The following is a 15,429-nucleotide window of genomic DNA, read 5'->3' on the forward strand; positions in this document are numbered from 1 at the left end:
AGAGTTCAATCATGTTCAAACTGACGCCCCTCACCGCCGCCATCCTGGTCATGATCAGTGCCCAGGCGATGGCCGACGACAGCCTGTCCAACCAAAGCCAGGTCGGTACCGCCAACATCGCCGACGTGAAACAGACCCAGGCCCCGTTCAGCACCGCCACCCAGACCCAATTGGGCCAGGGCAACGACGCCGCCGCCGTGCAAGACCACGCCAGCAGCGTGATCACCCAGGACGCCGTCGGCGACTACAACGCCGGTTACGCCGAACAACTTTACGAAGACAACGCGACCATCACCCAACAACAGGTCGGCGCCTTCAACACCGCCCATGCCAGCCAGTCGTTGGGCTTCGGCTCACCGAACAGCGCGTTGCAACAGCAGCAAGGCACCGGCAACTTCTCGTTCATTTATCAGGACTCGCAGAACGGCAGCGAAGGCAAAACCTTCCAGTTCGGCGACAGCAACGAAGCCAACATCGAGCAACTCTATGAAGGCAGCGGCAACAGCGCCGTGATCACCCAGTACGGCACCGCCAACTACGGCACCGCCGAACAAGTGCTGCACAACGGCGGCCAGATCGGCATCAACCAGGCCGGCGAAGGCAACTACGCCTACGGCGATCAGCGCAACGGCACCGGCGGCAATATCACCATCAACCAGTTCGGCAACCTCAACGGCACGGAAATCTGGCAAGACTCGCAACTGGCCAGCCAAGCCACCGTCAACCAGTACGGCGACAGCAACGAAACCGTGGTCGACCAAAGCTTCGGCGAAAACAACAACGCCGCCGTCACCCAGGTCGGCAACACCAACGCCATCTACGCCGATCAGTTTGAGTCGGTCAATTCGACGCTGGCGCTGTACCAAGTCGGTAACGGCAACGTGCACTTCACCTACCAGAACGGCGACAGCCACGTGCTCAACGCCACCTCGGTGGGCAACGACAACAAGGTCTACGCCAGCAACTGGAAAGGCCCGCAAGCCGGCGGCCAGTTCGGCAGTGGCCAACGCGCGACGGTTACTCAGGCGGGCAATGGCAACATCGCCAGCTTCACTCAGGATGGTGTCGGACACGTGATGACCACGCATCAGACCGGGACTGGCAACAAGACCACGGTCAGTCAGGCGGAGTCGTATAACGAGCTGTATTTTGATCAGAATGGCAGCGACAACATTTTGATCTCGGATCAGCGCGGGACGGGCAACCTGGTGCAGGGGTCTTCGAATGGCACGGGTAACAGCGCTGATTTCGATCAGTCGGGGTCAGGGAACCAGGCGTATACCGCCCAGTTGTATGGCAGTGACAACATGATCACGGTGAAGCAGGCGGATACGATGAACGTGGCGTATGTGACCCAGGGCGGGACGGGGAACATTGCCAATGTCGATCAGAGTGGGGTTACGCAGACGGCGAATATTCAGCAGTTTGGGTCGGCTAACCAGGCGACGGTGTTGCAGCAGTAGGGGTTGGGTGTTGAAGGGCCGCGATTCTCTGGTGAGGGGGTCGCGGTTTTTTTGTGTCCGTAGGACAGATCAACGACACGCGTTCTTTAAAGCGTCAGATCAGCCACGTCCTACAGAAAAAGGAATGGTTTCTGGAAAAGCTGCACGTTTTCCTACTACCTCTGGCGGTTGGCCGTCGGAAGCGCAAGGACTAGGATTTTTCGGGACAACCTGAACTCAAAGGAGCTCGACCAACGTGCAATTCATCCAGACAACCACGACAACATTCCCCTTACCGAATAGACTTCCAGGCATTGATCCCGGAGGTGCCATGATCGACCCAAAGATGATTGACCCACTGTGCCCAGTCGTCTCGGATCTTGATCCTGAAGAACAGGCTGCGAGTTATGACCGCTGGTTCAGGGCGGAAGTACAAGCGTCTCTCGATGATCCGCGCCCGAATCTTTCGCATGAACACGTAATGGCCGAGATACATGCCTTGATCAAGGCAAAAGACAATGGTTTCGAGGCCGATTGAGTGGAGGCCCGAAGCGCGGGCGAAGCTGGTAACAGTGCTCGAATACATAGTCGAAAGGAATGTTGGGGCAGCCAAGGAGATATTGAAGGCAGTTGGAAAGGCCATAGCTTATCTTCCTGATCATCCCTATCTCTATCGATCAGGCCGGATCACCGGCACTCGGGAGATCGTCGTAAATTCCAGCTATCTGATCATTTATCGAGTGACAGATCGGATCGAAATCGTGAACGTTCTGCATGCGCGTCAGGAGTATCCGAGACGCGATTCTTTCTAAGCCATTCATCAACAAAAAACCGCGCGGCCTTCAGGAGCGCGGTTTTTTATTGGGAACAGATAATGTTGTGCAGCTACTTTTCAAAAGGAAACGGGGAATGGTTGGGTGATCTATTCTCGTCAAACCAAATATTAAGGAGCAAAGATGAGAGCGCCTCTACTCACCCTACTCTGTCCATTGCTCCTATTTTCACTGAGCAGCAACGCTAACGCCGGAACTGATACGGATGATTATATCTGCACGATAGAGCGGGTTTCGCAGGCCACAGGTGATGTCGGATCTACTTACGAACTACTCAACAAAGTCTTCGTAGGTCGACAATTCACTGTTGATCGAGCCTCAGGAGTAACCATCGGCACCCTGAAAAACTCATTGAACTCAAAACCAAAGGTTATCGATCCCGGAAGCTCTGAAAACTCCTTCAAGGTTGTCTCTGCAATTACAGCCTCTCAAAAATTTCCTGGGACACTCGTCACTGCCCTGAATGTAATGGAGTTTGTGGATGGTGAAAAAAAGCCATTCAATTACATGATCAATGACGAGGTTTACTTTGGAACCTGTGTTTCTTTCTAAGAACCTGCAGTCATTTTCTGTAAAAAGAGTTCCAGCGTGCGGCGAGGGCGCTTAAGCGTGCAGTTCTACGTGATCGAGGTCTCAAGTTTTGATCGTTTCCGTGCAGAGCGTGGGAACGATCAATGTGGGGCGTCGTGGCTTCTTCGCGCAAAGCCTCAAGAGCCTCATGTTTGATCCGTAGCTCGGCCATCAACGCCTTCATATCTGCCATTACCTGCTCATTCGGAATGCTGGGGCGCGGGTCTTCGAGCGATTTCTGGACTTTGGCACGGAACCAGCGGTCGTAGCTGGCGGCCTGCTCTTCGCTTTCGAACTCTGCAATGGTTGTGGAAAACAGGGGATCCATGGTGCCTCCGGACTGAGGGTAAAAACGCGGTTTCTGTTCTTGATCGTTCCCATGCTCTGCGTGGGAATGCCTCTCGGGACGCTCCGCGTTCCAACTCGCGAATTTGACGCAGAGCGTCAAGGGCTGCATTCCCACGCAGAGCGTGGGAACGATCAATCAGCCATCCTTCAACTCGACGTGATCCAGCGCTTGATTCACCGCCAGTTCGCCCAGCATGACAACTTGAGCGATGCCCAGTGCTGTCTTGCGATGCGAGGTTTCCAGGGAGGCGGCGAAGTTGATGAGCATTTCGCTGGCCGAGCCGAGGGTTTCGCTGGCGTTGGCCAGCAGGGATTCGGTGTTGTACCGGGGGTTGGCGAGGTACATAGGTTCCGGCTCGTTGGCGCTGGACATGATGTGGGCGGTGGGGTTGAGGTAGAAATCGAGGGCGCGGTCGGCGGCTTCGTGGAGTTTTTTGCTGTCGACTGAGGCGTAGGGGGATGTGGTGTCGGCGTCTGATTCTGGGGGGTTGGGTGTTGGTTTTTTCATGGTGATTCTCTCTCATTGATAGTTGCAGCTGGCCCATTCGACTTCCAGGAAAAATGGGTGGCAGCTGTACGCAGGCTGGAAATCCGGGAGAGAGCAACCCGGCAGACACGAATGTCTCCCGCGCACAACCGCCATAACAGAGTGCACACAATGAAAGTGCGCAAGCATACGTTATGAAAGGCGTATCTGCTCTCTCGTGTCTTCGGGTTTCCATGCCCGGTCGCTGAATTGGCAGCGACGAACACAGGCTAGAGACCAGACGTCCGACGGACAACCTGAAAACCTTGTGGGAAGGTTCCGCCGATTCAGACACTTCTTTAAACACACTTCAGATCGCAGCCCTCACCCTAGCCCTCTCCCGGAGGGAGAGGGGACTGACCGAGTGGTTTGGTAAAGGTACGCCGACGTGAAATACCGAGTCGAACTCAGGTTTTGAACGGCCCACAAATCGGCTCCCTCTCCCTCGGGAGAGGGCTGGGGTGAGGGGCAGCAACAACGCAAATCAAAAGCCGAACACCCGCGCTCCTCACCACTCAATAGGGCGAGTGTCAGCTCGCCTGCTTTTGATCTTGATCTTGATCCACGGGCGACGTCGGAAGGCTTCGTTCCGGGATTGATCCGGGGGTGGGAGCGCAGCGACCGTTTGGCGCAGCCAAACACAGCGAGAGGAGGTGCAGCGAAGCAAACCGTAGGCGCTGCGCCCGGATCGATCCCGGAGCGAAGGAACCCCGAGCCTTAGCGAGCGGGCCGCACGTAGGAGCAAGCGTTTTTTTGCTTACTTTTTTTAAGCGTTTGTAAAAAAAGTGAGTCGCCGTCAGGGCGAAACCCTAGGTGGCCGTTGCCGCAGGAATGGATATGTACTCAATCAGAAAGAACCCTACCGCCTGACAGAAAGCCTTCGCGAGCAAGCTCGCTCCCACAATTGGAACTGGGTACATCTGCCAGAGATTGGTCGGCTGTAAGGCCGCCATCGCTGGCAAGCCAACTCCCACAAGGATTTGGGTACATCCGCAATGGCAACTGTGTCTGTGAGCTAGCTATCGCGAGCAGGCTCACTCCTACAGGTTTAAACCGGTTTCGGCCAAAAGAGCTTGGTCGGCCCGAAGGCCGCCACGTTCACTCCGCCTCCGGATCCACCTTGTTCTGGCTCAAATACCGATTCAACACATCATCCTGCCCAGGCACAGAAACGTCCCCCGCCACCTGCCACAAATGCCGCTCAATCCCCTGCGCCACCATATGCCCCACCGCCGCCTCAATCGCCGACAACACACACAACTGCGCCGGCTCATTCGTGGTGTACCCAACCTCAGCCTCAAGCAACTTCTTGAACTCGATAAACTTGAAAATCCCGGCACTGCGCGCCACCGAATAAATGGTCTTGCTGGTCATCACATTCGCCAACACCTGCCCGCTACGCACATCCACCGCGCGCAAGTTGACGGTCACCTGATCCACCCGATACTCACGCTGCAAATCAATCCCCAGATACCGCGCCCCTTCCCCACCGCTACGCACATTGGTGTCATAAGCGATGATCCCACCCTCGAGCATCATGTTCGCCGCCTGCAACGGCGGCAGCTCACCCTGAATATTCACCGGCGTATTCGGCTTCTTCTGCGACGCGCGAATAATCTTGCGTTCAGTCAGCAAGTTCTGCAGCCCTTCCCGTTCCAGCACCACAAACCAGCCACTGGCCTGCATCGCGTCCATCAACATCGACGCCGCGCCCTGGGTCACGCTGGTGGAAAACGAACTCGCCGGCGTCGGCTTGTACTGCCCGGTCTGGTCACGGAAGCCGTACACCACCGCCATCAACCGCCCCTTGGGTCGCGGCATCTTCAGCAAGTCGTAATACGTCGAAGCCCTTGGAGTCAGGGTCGGGGTTTCGGTGTCCTGCTCGGCCGACATCGGCTCCCGCAGGCTGCACCCTTGTAATGTCGCCAACAGCAGCCCTAACGCGATTATTTTTTTCATGTCCATCACTCCCCGGAACCGTCAGCCCGTCATGGGTTGAGGCCGTTCACCTGAATTTCCGAAACCTCACCGGTCGCTCGATCGGTCACTTCAATGCTCAGTGCCCCGGAGTCGTCGATGACGTTGACGATAAAAGAGTCGGTGGACAGGCTCCCCGTGTTGCCGGTGGAGATGTTGTCCAGCAACTGCCCTAGCAGCCGCGATTGCAATTGACTGGTGAAACGCTCCAGCGCCGAGGTGCCGGCCACGCTCGAACGGCTTTTCAGATCCGGATCGTCGTGATCGTTTTGCGCCTGAGCGTTGTTGAGCAGCCAGGTGCCGTTGAGCGGGTTGCCGCCGAACGACGGGTTGACCGGCGTGTAGACCAGTTCAGTGGCCTGGACAGCGGCAGCGCTGGCGAGCCCGATCAACAACCCCGAGATCCACAATCCGCTGCGCCGTGAGAACGTTGTGCTGTTCATAGTTCGTCCTTCTCAAGGTCGGTGGTGTCCTGCAACAGAGCCTCCAGCTTGCGCTGGACAACCTGGCGTCGAACCCAGTCAGCGGCGTCATACGCCTCGTCCTTCAGTTCCACGGTGTTCGGCGGCAGGAAGCGCCGATAAACCAGGCGTTGCTGATATTCCACGGTCACCAGGCTGCCCCAGCGCGCGTCGGGCCGCTCGCGCACCACCAGGTTGAAATCCATCGGGCTGGTGTCGCGCAGGCGTTCACTGAACGAGTAGTAAAAGTCGTGGCCGATGTGCGAGATCGTGTCATCGACGATGAAACCCATCATTTCGTCTTCTTCACCGGCGCTGGCGCAGCACGCCACAGCGGTAAAGATCAGCGCGCACCACCAGTGGCGAGTCATGGCTGCAACGCCTGCGGCAGATTCGACTGGCCTTTGGCCGGGCCATTGGTGCCTTCGAGGAAGGCTTTTTCCGCGACGAACTGCCAGTCCGAATAACGCTGCATGCCGTCGAAATCCGACCACTGCGTCGGGAAGTCGGCCTGCTTCAACGGCAGCTCGGTCGACGGGCTGTTGAGGCCGGTGATACGCCCGTCGAAACCGCGTTGCAGCGCCCATTCACCCTGTCCGATCGGGTCCGGATAGAGCTGACGCAGATGATGCTTCGCCTCAGGAAAACGCTGATCGTCGAGCAGATCGACCAACTCTTTCGGGTACTGCGCCAGCCCCGGCGAACTGCGGTAGTAGCTGCGCAGCGCCTGGGCGTATTGGGTGCCGACCCAGAGCAACTGGCGTTCACGGTCGCGGCGCGACGCGGTCGACCACAACTCGCCGGCACTGGCCAGGCCCATGCCCATCACCACAATCAGGAACAGCACGCCCAGGTATGTGAAACCACCCTGCTGCGCGCGGTTACCACTCGGCATACTGGCTGCCATCACGCGCCCTCCCGGTAGCACCGCTTTTGATGTCGGCCACACCACCGGCAACGCCGTCCGGTGCCGCGATCAGCACCCACTGGTCTTTGCGTTCGGTGATCGGATCGAGTGGCGCGTTGCGCAGGTAACGTTGTTCGATCAGTTGCTCGATGGAATCCGGATACCGTCCGGTGTCGCCGTAAAAGTGATCCAGCGCCTCGCGCATCGCCGACAGGCTCTGGCGCAGCGTGGTTTCCTTCGACGCTTCGAGGCTGTTGAAGTAGCGCGGCAGCGCGATGGTCATCAGCGTGGCGATGATCGCCATCACCACCATCAACTCCAGCAAGGTAAAACCTTTTTCCCGGCGCATGAGGTTCACCACTCGCGGTAGGCGATGCCGTTGAGGCCCTTGCCCCGGGCGTGGGAGTAGACGTCGAAAACGTCCTCGCCATCGCGCGGGTTCTGAGCCGAACTGTTGTAGGCGCGCACGCCCCAACCCCCTTCGTCATCACGTTTGGCCGTCACCAGCGGATCGCGCGGGATGCGGCGTAAAAAGTAGAACTTGGCGCCTTTGGCACTGCGCACATCGCGCACGCCTTCGACCAGCACTTTCAGGTTCGGCGGGTAGCCGCTGCTGTTCAGCGACTTCTCGATGTAACCGGCATCGAACGCGCGTTTGTAGGCGTCGATACCATCGCGAATCTGGTACAGCGCGTTGCGCAGTTCCTGCTCCTTGCCACGCCGCACCAGGGTCTCGGTCAGTGGCGCGGCCATGCTCGCCAACAGGCCGATCAGGGCCAGCGTCACCACGACTTCGATCAGGGTGAAACCGCGTTGGGAGGCGTTCATGATCAAGGCTTCTCGACGGTGACGCGGGTGGTGGCCACGGCCGACTCACCGACTGCACGCGGCTGCGCGGCGGGCGACGGCATCACATAACTCTGCGAACGATCGGGTGCCTGGATGTGCATGCTGGTTTCGGTGCCGGTGGAGAACTCCATGTCCGACGGGCTCTGATACGGCAGGTTGCGCACGATCCGTGGGGTGATCGACAGCACCAGTTCGGATTTGCCGATGGTGTCCTTGTTGCTGCCAAACAAGCGGCCCAGCCCGGGGATGTCGCCGAGACCCGGAATCTTGTTGCCGGTAGCACCGTGATCGTTGCGCACCAGCCCGGCGAGGATTTGCGTTTCGCCGTCGTGCAAACGCAGCGAGGTCTGCGCGTTGCGGGTATCGACCTGCACCGGGATCGTGCCCTGGCGGGTCGGTTCCAGCGGCGTGGCGTTACTCACTTCCAGCGCGATCTTGATCGCCACTTCGTTGTTCAGATGCACGGTCGGGGTCACTTCGAGCTTCAGACCGACATCCAGATAGGTCACGCTTTCGGTGATCACCGGTCCCTGTGTCGACGGCACCGAGGTCGCGCTGATGATCGGCACGCGCTGACCAATGTGAATGCGCGCCTGCTCGCGGTTGCTGACGCGAATCACCGGACTGGCGAGGGTGTTGATGTCGTTGTCCTGCGCGTTGATCTTGGCTTGCGGCGACGGGCCAATGGAGATGCGGTCAGAGTTGATGCCTTTGAGCTGGCCCAGCAGCGTGACCGGCGAACCATCGGAGTTGACCACGCCGAAGGTGCTCGGCCATTGCAGGCCAAGGTCGAGAATGCGCTGGGTGGCGACTTCCATCACCTCCACTTCGAGCACCACTTCCGGGTTGGACTGGTCTTGCGATTGCAGGAGTTTCTCGGCCATGCGCACGGCGTCTTCGGTGTCGCGCATGGTCAGGGTATTGAGGCGTTCGTCAACGAACACGTCGCGGGTCTTGAGCATGGTTTTGACCATGTTCAGCGCGGTGTTGGCGTCGATGCTGGTCAGGTAGAAGGTGCGCATCACCAGTTCCTGGTAATCCTTCACTTTCTGCGGCGAGTCCGGGTAGATCAGCAAGGTGTTTTCGTTCACCACCTTCTGGTGCAACTGGTTCTGTTGCAGCAGCAAAGTCACCGCGTCTTCGATGCGCACGTCACGCACAAAGATTGTGGCTTTCATGTCCGGGCGCAGGTCTTTGTCGAAGATGAAATTCAGCCCGGCGACCTGCGACAGCACTTCGAAAATGGTCTTGAGATTGGCCTCGCGAAATTCCAGGGTCACCGGCCGATCAAGCTTGGTGCGCAGTTGCGGATAAGGAATGACGTTGCGGCTCTGCACCAGGCGAATGTTGCCTTGCAACTCCAGCGCGCCTTGGTTGGCCGGGTCGAGTTCGAGGATCTGTTTGACCTGACGATCAGCGCCGTAGATGTCGCCGCGACGCAGGTCGCCACGGGCCAGTTCGAGTTTCTCGTCCATGCTGCGCAGGTATTCCATCTGCTTCAGCGCATCCTGCGCGCGGCGGTTGTTCGGCTCGATGGTCAGCACGCGCATGTACGCCGTGCGCGCCGAGGTAAAATCGCGACGCGAGCGATCGGTGTCGCCGGCCGTCAGCAAAGACGTGATCGCCTTGGCCCGACCGGTGTTGAGCAGCAAGTGCAATTCGGTGTCACGGGGATTCTCGCGCAGGCCTTCCTCAATTCGGGCCAGTCCCGCCTCGTACTGACCCTGTTCAATCAGGTCGGCGGCTTCCTTGTTGGCCACTTGCGCAGAGCTGCACGCGGCCAGCCCGGCACACAGGCCCAGGCTCATCAGCAAACGGGAACGGTTCATTGCGTACTCCCCACAGACAAGGTCTGCGACAAATGCAAAGGCAGGTAAACCAGGCTCAATTCCAGGTCGGAAATGCCGGTGATCTTCCAGGTGTCGTCGATCACATCCCCGTTGCGCACGACGTAGATTTTTTCGCCGTTCTGCAAAAACACTTGCAGGTCGCTGCGGTCATGCAGCCTGCCGACGAACTGAAACGGCACCGGTGGCAGGCTCGGGGCTTGCACCACTTTGGCCGGGTTGATCGCTTGTTCGGTGACCGTGGCCAGGGTTGGCGCGGCCTTCCAGGATTTGGCCGCGAACAGGTCGCCGGCCGGGCTCAGGTCTTTGATTGGCGCATCCTTGGCCTTGGCGGTGCTGGCCGGCAGCGCGCCACGGGTTTTCCCCGGTGTGGCGACGGCAACCTGATTCGAATCGGCGTCTTCGCTCGGCGAGAAATACGCCGGCAACCACGCCAGCGCGGCCGCTACACCGAAGAACGCTACCCACCCTGTCACGCGCTTGGTATTCATCACGACCTCGACAGGTAAAGGGTCATACGGATCCGGCCATTGAGGTCGGTGTCGCCAATCTTTTTGCGCTGCAATTCGAGGTCTTCCACCACCACTGCCGGCAACTGACCGAGCAAGGCGTGCACGAAGCGGCGTAGCTGCGGGTAGCTGCCGCGCACTGGCAGAAGAATCTGATAGCGCGCCAGATGGGTTTTCGGGTCGACGCCGAGCGCATATTCACCGCGCGCAAGAGTGATGTGTTCCTGGGCTGCGAGGGCGTAGATGCGGTCGATCGCCACGGTGGCTTGCGGCTGCGCCGGCAGTTTGTTGCGGAAGTCGTCGAGTTGACGTTGCGGCACCACCGGCGGCGCGATGCTGCCGTCTTCAACCTTGGCCAGGTACTCGGTGGCTTCCTGAGTCTGCTGGCTCAAGTGCTGCAACGATTGCCAGCCCGGCAACAAACCGCCGAGTGCCCAGGCCGCGGCAACCAGCAGCAGCGCCAGCCCGGCCAGGCCCGGAATACCGAGGCCTTGCAGGTATTCGTGGACGATCAGTCTAGGGATTCGCATCGCCCATCTCCCAGGTCGCCGACAGGTTGAATTGCACCGGTTGTTCCGGCGATTTGACGACGATCTCGTGGCTCAGCAGCGACACGTCGGACAGCTCGTCGCTGGCTTCCAGACGTTTGTGGAAATCGAGCATCGCTTGCAGATCGCGCGCTTCGGCGCTGATCCGCACCTGACCTTTGCGCGCATCCGGGGTCAGGCTCAGCAGTGCGACGTCATCGCGCGGCATCGCTTCGAGCATGGCGAACAGGCGTTCCCATGGGCGGCGCAATTGCTGCGAAACCTTGCGCATCTCGGCGAGGTTTGCCGCTTGCTCGCGAGTTTCCGCCGGGCTCAAGGTGGACTTGGCGCCGCTGTCGCCAGTGAGCTGACGCTGCGTGGTTTGCAGGTGGCCTTGTTGCTGTTCGGTGTGCGCGTCGAGGTGCTGTTGCACGCCGAAGCACAGCGCCGCCAGCAGCACACCGCCGCCGAGCAGGCCCCAACCCAACGGGCCGGAACGTGGACGCGGCTGAAAGTCGAGATTGAGCGCGCGCATCTCAGGCCACCGCCCGGGACATGACGTACAAGCCGTCACGCACAGTCATCGAGGCGTCTTCAAGAGTGCGCAGTTGCACACCCACCACGTCCGGATGCGCATCAAGGCGCGCCGGCGCATGCAGATAAACGTTGAACGCGCGTTCACTGGTCGAGGCCTGCAACTGCCGTTCGCGACCGATCAGGGCATTCAACGCGGCATCGCTGTCACTGCCGCCCACCGAACGCACGCCAGCCCAGCGCCCTTCCCTCGCCAGCAACAACACGCTGCGTTGCGGCTCGGCGACAACAAAGAGGAAGTCGCCGGCGTCGAGGCTTTTGTCGAAGCGGTTGAACGCCGCCATCAGGTACGGCTGCACCGAGCGCAGGCGCAAACCGCGACCACTGACCAGCGTGCGCAGGCGTTCGAGCAAGTCCTGTGGCAAGGCGCTGGCGATGCGGTCGTAACCGGCCGGCTCGGCGGACAACACCAGACTCCACGGCTGGGTTGGCACGCCAAACAAGTCTTCAAAACACAGCTGGGCAAAGCCGCGCAGTTCTTCCGGGCTGCTGATTTGCGCGCTCCACGGCACCAGGCAGAAACGGCTGAAATGCCCGGAGATGACCACGCTCAATTCGGCACCGGCGCGGGCGTGTTCACCGAGCAGGCGGTCGAGGGTGTCCAGCGCCACCGCGTAGCTCTGGAAGCCTTCGTCGATGTATCCGACGCTGCCCAGCCACAAGGTGTCGCTGCCGCGCCGTTGACCGAGGCCAACACCGCTGGCGCCGAGCACGGCGACAAAACGCTCACGAGATAAATGTGACACGATTGATCTCCTCCAGCGTGGTGCGACCTTGTTCCACCAACTCCAGCGCCGATTCGCGCAGCAGGCGCAAACCACGGGCACAGGCCAGGGCTTTGATGTGTTTGATCGGTTGGCGCTCGACGATCATCTGGCGCAGTTCGTCATCGAGGTGCAACAACTCGGCAATCGCCGTGCGCCCGCGATAACCGCTGCCCCGGCAATGGCCGCAGCCCTTGCCGTGAACGAAGTGGTAATGGTCGACTTTCTGCGGATCGAGGCCGGATGCGCGCAGCTCTTCATCGCCAGGATTGACCGGCGCGCTGCAACTGGCGCACACCAGCCGGATCAGGCGCTGGGCGAGAATCGCGTTGAGCGCCGAGACCAGGCTGTAGGGGTCGATTTCCATTTGCGTGAAGCGGCCAATCACGTCGAAGACGTTGTTGGCGTGGATGGTGGTGAATACCAGGTGGCCGGTGAGCGCCGATTGCACGGCGATCTGTGCGGTGTCGGGGTCGCGGATTTCGCCGACCATGATCTTGTCCGGGTCGTGGCGCAGGATCGAGCGCAACCCCCGGGCGAAGGTCAGGCCTTTTTTCTCGTTGACCGGGATTTGCAGCACGCCCGGCAATTGATATTCGACCGGGTCTTCGATGGTGATGATCTTGTCCACGCCGTGGTTTATCTCGGTGATCATCGCGTACAACGTGGTGGTCTTGCCGCTGCCGGTCGGGCCGGTGACCAACACCATGCCGTAGGGTTCGGCGGCGAGGCGGCGCAACTGGCGCAGGGTCTCGTCTTCAAAGCCAAGCGCCTGCAACTGCACGCCGCAGACCTTGTCGGCCAGATCCTGTTTGTCGAGGACACGCAGCACCGCGTCTTCACCGAAAATGCTCGGCATGATCGATACGCGGAAGTCGATCTGGCGGCCACTGATGCCGATCTTGAAGCGCCCGTCCTGCGGCACGCGTTTCTCGCCGATATCCAGTTCGGCCATGACTTTGACCCGCGAAATCACCTGCTCGGAGAACTCGGTGCCCTGGACTTTGCTGATGTTGTTGAGCACGCCGTCGATGCGGTACTTGATCACCAGACCGTTGCCGGTGGTGCCGAGGTGGATGTCGCTGGCGTGCATTTTCAGCGCGTCGTAGAGGGTCGAGTTGACCAGTTTCACCACGCTGCTGGCGTCTTCGCTGATGCTGGTCAGCGACAGGCTTTGCAGGGTATCGATTTCGTGGTGAGTGTCGCCTTGGGCGTTGAGCGATTCGACGGCGTGGAAGCTTTCTTCGTGGCGGGCCAGATAGGCCTTGAGGTCATCGGCGTGGACCAGATGCAGCGGCGCGCCGTGCAGGCAGTCGTCGATCCAGGCCAGCCGCGCCGGGTCGAAGGGGTCGGCAAACACGCCGATGACTTCGTCGTTGTGGCGCAGCAGGATGAATTCACGTTTCAGGCATTGTGCGAGGGTGACCCGGTCAAACACCGGCGTCGCTTGAAACAGGCTGTCGGTGTCGAGCACCGGGTAATGCAGGGTGGCGCCGAGGGTATTAATGAATGGCATCGGCGCCAGTTCACAGAGCACGCCGAGGGCTTCGAGAACGCGTTCGCCGGAAGTGGCGGCCCGCGCCCGGGCCTGGGCAAGCTGTTCACTGGAAAAGCGCGCGGGGGCGCTTTCGGCCGGCAGTGGTTCGACGACAACGGACAGACGTTCCATGGCTTGCTCTCCAACCGGGGCTCAGAGCCCTGTCGGCGCGGCAAACCTTGGCGGCAAGTGCCGGAACGTCTGTTCGCGCCATTACTCCCCGGTGAGCATTTGATCGTCGTCCGGTGCCATGGCGTGCAACTGTCGTCGCCGATCCGCCAACACCCAACTGCCATCGTACAACTGCAACGGGAAGCTCTCGGTCCTGCTCTGGCGTCGTTCGACAAAGCCCTCGGAAGGGCTCGCACCGGGTTTCGCTTCACGCTTGATGCCCAGAAGGTCGCAGACCGCCCGCGCCAGTTCCGCCAATGGAAACGGTTTGAACAGGATGTGGCTGACCCCCAGTTGCCGCGCCCGCTCACAGACTTCAGCGGTCGGGTGACCCGTTATCAGCACAAAATGGCACGTCCTGTTCTGGCGGACCGCGTCGAGCACCTCAAAGCCTTCCATATCGGGCAAGCGGTAATCGAACACCAGCACGTCGGGGGCAAAGGTTTCGGCCAGGCCGATCGCCGTCGCTCCGTCATGTGCAATCCGGACGTCCAGCCCCTGCGCCGACAGATAATCCTGAAGGTTTTGTGCAAGCAGCTGTTCGTCTTCGACAACCAGTACTTTGTTAACCAAGGTCGACTCCTTGAAACAGCAGGTCCGATGACCCCGCCCTGAGAGTGCGCCTTACCAGGGGTAACGCACACTTCATGCCAGGCTGAGCGCCGGTAATTTTATGTCTTCATGTCCTTGAAATTAATGACAATGCCCGCTCGTCCCGGTACCCCGTTCCCCATAAACGGGGAAGCACCTGAATGGGCATCGAAGCCATTCCCCACCATTGGGGGGGAACCTTCAGTCGTCGTCAATTCGTTCGATCCTGTTCTGCACCCGTAATTGCGCGAGCACTTGGCGACGAGCCTGGGTCTGTTGCTGTCGGGCGAGCTGTGCCCTGACTGTGTCCAGCCCCTGCAAATCTGGGACATCGGCGGCCTCCAAGTGGTTCGGCAAATAAATCACATGCCAGCCGAACGGTGAACGCACCGGATCGCTGGCGAAACTCGCCCCGCTGACAATCGAGGCGCGCATTTGCATCAAGCGTAGACGCGCTGCGGCGACTGTGGCGGAATCCGCTTGCGCGGGCACACGGATCAGCAGGTGGCGGGGTTGCAAGGTATTGGCGCGGATCAGCTCGGCGAACATCTGCTGCGCGGCCAGTTCGCGGCGGGTGTACTCGGTGAAGGACGCCTCATCGAAACCGGCATCCTGCAAGCGCCGGACGAATTTATCCGCGCCGCCGATGGCCAGGCGGGTTTGCTCGATCTGCTGACGCAGCGCTTGCTCGTCAATCTGTCGGCCACGCTTCTGCGATTCCTGCCACAGCAGCTCTTTGTCGATCAGCATTTGCAACGCCGCCTGGCGCAGTTCCTTGTAAGCCTTGGGGCTGCGAATGCTGGTTACCGCACGGCCCTGATCTTCCAGGTATTCGGCGAAGAAGCGCTCAAAGCGAAACCCGGATATTTCCTTGCCATTGACCCGCGCCACGGCCGGTTCGTTATTGGCCCACGCCAGCGGCAACCAGCCGGCCAGCAGCCATAGCAGCGTTATGAGTTTCATGATCGGGCCCTCC

The 15,429-nt window shown here is 59.9% G+C and carries 19 protein-coding genes and 1 pseudogene; 4 read left to right on the plus strand and 16 right to left on the minus strand.

The window, feature by feature from the left end; all coding sequences use genetic code 11:
* Positions 1–11: 11 nt before the first annotated feature.
* From A8O26_RS23465 to A8O26_RS23475, 4 genes are all read left to right on the plus strand, one after another.
* Positions 12–1,463: a curlin gene (locus tag A8O26_RS23465; protein WP_064120100.1), complete on the plus strand. Its 1,452-nt coding sequence runs from the start codon at positions 12–14 to the stop codon at positions 1,461–1,463.
* Positions 1,464–1,773: 310 nt separating this feature from the next.
* Positions 1,774–1,980: a type II toxin-antitoxin system RelB family antitoxin gene (gene relB, locus A8O26_RS29565; RefSeq protein WP_081265247.1), complete on the plus strand. Its 207-nt coding sequence runs from the start codon at positions 1,774–1,776 to the stop codon at positions 1,978–1,980.
* Positions 1,961–2,254, plus strand: a complete 294-nt coding sequence (locus tag A8O26_RS29570; RefSeq protein WP_081265248.1) for a type II toxin-antitoxin system RelE/ParE family toxin — start codon at positions 1,961–1,963, stop codon at positions 2,252–2,254. The genes relB (A8O26_RS29565) and A8O26_RS29570 overlap by 20 nt, the downstream gene beginning before the upstream one ends.
* A gap of 144 nt (positions 2,255–2,398) precedes the next feature.
* Positions 2,399–2,827 (plus strand): hypothetical protein, encoded by a 429-nt coding sequence (locus tag A8O26_RS23475; RefSeq protein WP_081265249.1) that lies wholly within the window; start codon positions 2,399–2,401, stop codon positions 2,825–2,827.
* A 160-nt stretch (positions 2,828–2,987) separates the two neighbouring features.
* Here A8O26_RS23475 and relB (A8O26_RS23480) read toward each other — a convergent pair.
* From relB (A8O26_RS23480) to A8O26_RS23555, 16 genes and pseudogenes are all read right to left on the minus strand, one after another.
* Positions 2,988–3,173, minus strand: a pseudogene (relB, locus tag A8O26_RS23480) (type II toxin-antitoxin system RelB family antitoxin); the annotation flags it as partial.
* Between the two features lie 156 nt (positions 3,174–3,329).
* Positions 3,330–3,701, minus strand: coding sequence for a DUF6124 family protein (locus A8O26_RS23485; protein WP_064120102.1), 372 nt, complete (start codon positions 3,699–3,701; stop codon positions 3,330–3,332).
* A gap of 1,116 nt (positions 3,702–4,817) precedes the next feature.
* Positions 4,818–5,678 carry a CsgG/HfaB family protein gene (locus A8O26_RS23490; protein WP_064120103.1) on the minus strand — a complete coding sequence of 287 codons (861 nt, stop codon included), beginning with the start codon at positions 5,676–5,678 and terminating at the stop codon, positions 4,818–4,820.
* Positions 5,679–5,707: 29 nt separating this feature from the next.
* On the minus strand, positions 5,708–6,139 hold the full coding sequence (locus A8O26_RS23495) for a curli assembly protein CsgF (protein WP_064120104.1): 432 nt from the start codon (positions 6,137–6,139) through the stop codon (positions 5,708–5,710).
* Positions 6,136–6,528 carry a curli production assembly/transport protein CsgE gene (gene csgE, locus A8O26_RS23500; RefSeq protein ID WP_064120105.1) on the minus strand — a complete coding sequence of 131 codons (393 nt, stop codon included), beginning with the start codon at positions 6,526–6,528 and terminating at the stop codon, positions 6,136–6,138. Before csgE ends, A8O26_RS23495 begins: the two co-directional genes overlap by 4 nt.
* Positions 6,525–7,064, minus strand: a complete 540-nt coding sequence (locus A8O26_RS23505; protein ID WP_064120106.1) for a type II secretion system protein — start codon at positions 7,062–7,064, stop codon at positions 6,525–6,527. The genes csgE and A8O26_RS23505 overlap by 4 nt, the downstream gene beginning before the upstream one ends.
* Entirely contained in the window at positions 7,039–7,413 is a 375-nt protein-coding gene (locus A8O26_RS23510; RefSeq protein ID WP_064120107.1) for a type II secretion system protein, read from the minus strand. Before A8O26_RS23510 ends, A8O26_RS23505 begins: the two co-directional genes overlap by 26 nt.
* A gap of 5 nt (positions 7,414–7,418) precedes the next feature.
* Positions 7,419–7,892 (minus strand): type II secretion system protein, encoded by a 474-nt coding sequence (locus A8O26_RS23515; protein ID WP_008086657.1) that lies wholly within the window; start codon positions 7,890–7,892, stop codon positions 7,419–7,421.
* Between the two features lie 2 nt (positions 7,893–7,894).
* Positions 7,895–9,742, minus strand: coding sequence for a secretin N-terminal domain-containing protein (locus tag A8O26_RS23520; protein WP_064120108.1), 1,848 nt, complete (start codon positions 9,740–9,742; stop codon positions 7,895–7,897).
* On the minus strand, positions 9,739–10,251 hold the full coding sequence (locus A8O26_RS23525; RefSeq protein ID WP_064120109.1) for a hypothetical protein: 513 nt from the start codon (positions 10,249–10,251) through the stop codon (positions 9,739–9,741). The genes A8O26_RS23520 and A8O26_RS23525 overlap by 4 nt, the downstream gene beginning before the upstream one ends.
* A complete protein-coding gene (locus A8O26_RS23530) occupies positions 10,251–10,799 on the minus strand; it encodes a GspMb/PilO family protein (RefSeq protein ID WP_064120110.1) in 549 nt (182 codons plus the stop codon). The genes A8O26_RS23525 and A8O26_RS23530 overlap by 1 nt, the downstream gene beginning before the upstream one ends.
* Positions 10,786–11,331 carry a PilN domain-containing protein gene (locus tag A8O26_RS23535; protein WP_064120111.1) on the minus strand — a complete coding sequence of 182 codons (546 nt, stop codon included), beginning with the start codon at positions 11,329–11,331 and terminating at the stop codon, positions 10,786–10,788. The genes A8O26_RS23530 and A8O26_RS23535 overlap by 14 nt, the downstream gene beginning before the upstream one ends.
* 1 nt (position 11,332) lies before the next feature.
* Entirely contained in the window at positions 11,333–12,136 is an 804-nt protein-coding gene (locus tag A8O26_RS23540) for a hypothetical protein (RefSeq protein WP_064120112.1), read from the minus strand.
* Complete coding sequence (locus A8O26_RS23545) at positions 12,117–13,823, minus strand: GspE/PulE family protein (protein ID WP_064120113.1); 1,707 nt, start codon at positions 13,821–13,823, stop codon at positions 12,117–12,119. The genes A8O26_RS23540 and A8O26_RS23545 overlap by 20 nt, the downstream gene beginning before the upstream one ends.
* A gap of 81 nt (positions 13,824–13,904) precedes the next feature.
* A complete protein-coding gene (locus A8O26_RS23550; RefSeq protein WP_008086646.1) occupies positions 13,905–14,435 on the minus strand; it encodes a response regulator in 531 nt (176 codons plus the stop codon).
* Between the two features lie 219 nt (positions 14,436–14,654).
* A complete protein-coding gene (locus A8O26_RS23555; RefSeq protein ID WP_064120114.1) occupies positions 14,655–15,416 on the minus strand; it encodes a peptidylprolyl isomerase in 762 nt (253 codons plus the stop codon).
* Positions 15,417–15,429 lie beyond the last annotated feature (13 nt).

The organism is Pseudomonas fluorescens (assembly GCF_001648775.1).
GTDB classification, from domain to species: Bacteria; Pseudomonadota; Gammaproteobacteria; order Pseudomonadales; family Pseudomonadaceae; genus Aquipseudomonas; species Aquipseudomonas fluorescens_M.

What these genes read in the sequence shown, in the direction of transcription:
- relB (WP_081265247.1), top strand. Translation starts at nt 1,774, where the DNA reads ATGATCGACCCAAAGATGATTGACCCACTGTGCCCAGTCGTCTCGGAT.
- csgE (WP_064120105.1), bottom strand. Translation starts at nt 6,528, where the DNA reads ATGACTCGCCACTGGTGGTGCGCGCTGATCTTTACCGCTGTGGCGTGC.
- A8O26_RS23465 (WP_064120100.1), top strand. Translation starts at nt 12, where the DNA reads ATGTTCAAACTGACGCCCCTCACCGCCGCCATCCTGGTCATGATCAGT.
- A8O26_RS23490 (WP_064120103.1), bottom strand. Translation starts at nt 5,678, where the DNA reads ATGAAAAAAATAATCGCGTTAGGGCTGCTGTTGGCGACATTACAAGGG.
- A8O26_RS23510 (WP_064120107.1), bottom strand. Translation starts at nt 7,413, where the DNA reads ATGCGCCGGGAAAAAGGTTTTACCTTGCTGGAGTTGATGGTGGTGATG.
- A8O26_RS23555 (WP_064120114.1), bottom strand. Translation starts at nt 15,416, where the DNA reads ATGAAACTCATAACGCTGCTATGGCTGCTGGCCGGCTGGTTGCCGCTG.
- A8O26_RS23495 (WP_064120104.1), bottom strand. Translation starts at nt 6,139, where the DNA reads ATGAACAGCACAACGTTCTCACGGCGCAGCGGATTGTGGATCTCGGGG.
- A8O26_RS23520 (WP_064120108.1), bottom strand. Translation starts at nt 9,742, where the DNA reads ATGAACCGTTCCCGTTTGCTGATGAGCCTGGGCCTGTGTGCCGGGCTG.
- A8O26_RS23525 (WP_064120109.1), bottom strand. Translation starts at nt 10,251, where the DNA reads ATGAATACCAAGCGCGTGACAGGGTGGGTAGCGTTCTTCGGTGTAGCG.
- A8O26_RS23485 (WP_064120102.1), bottom strand. Translation starts at nt 3,701, where the DNA reads ATGAAAAAACCAACACCCAACCCCCCAGAATCAGACGCCGACACCACA.
- A8O26_RS23515 (WP_008086657.1), bottom strand. Translation starts at nt 7,892, where the DNA reads ATGAACGCCTCCCAACGCGGTTTCACCCTGATCGAAGTCGTGGTGACG.
- A8O26_RS23505 (WP_064120106.1), bottom strand. Translation starts at nt 7,064, where the DNA reads ATGGCAGCCAGTATGCCGAGTGGTAACCGCGCGCAGCAGGGTGGTTTC.
- A8O26_RS23475 (WP_081265249.1), top strand. Translation starts at nt 2,399, where the DNA reads ATGAGAGCGCCTCTACTCACCCTACTCTGTCCATTGCTCCTATTTTCA.
- A8O26_RS23545 (WP_064120113.1), bottom strand. Translation starts at nt 13,823, where the DNA reads ATGGAACGTCTGTCCGTTGTCGTCGAACCACTGCCGGCCGAAAGCGCC.
- A8O26_RS23535 (WP_064120111.1), bottom strand. Translation starts at nt 11,331, where the DNA reads ATGCGCGCGCTCAATCTCGACTTTCAGCCGCGTCCACGTTCCGGCCCG.
- A8O26_RS29570 (WP_081265248.1), top strand. Translation starts at nt 1,961, where the DNA reads ATGGTTTCGAGGCCGATTGAGTGGAGGCCCGAAGCGCGGGCGAAGCTG.
- A8O26_RS23530 (WP_064120110.1), bottom strand. Translation starts at nt 10,799, where the DNA reads ATGCGAATCCCTAGACTGATCGTCCACGAATACCTGCAAGGCCTCGGT.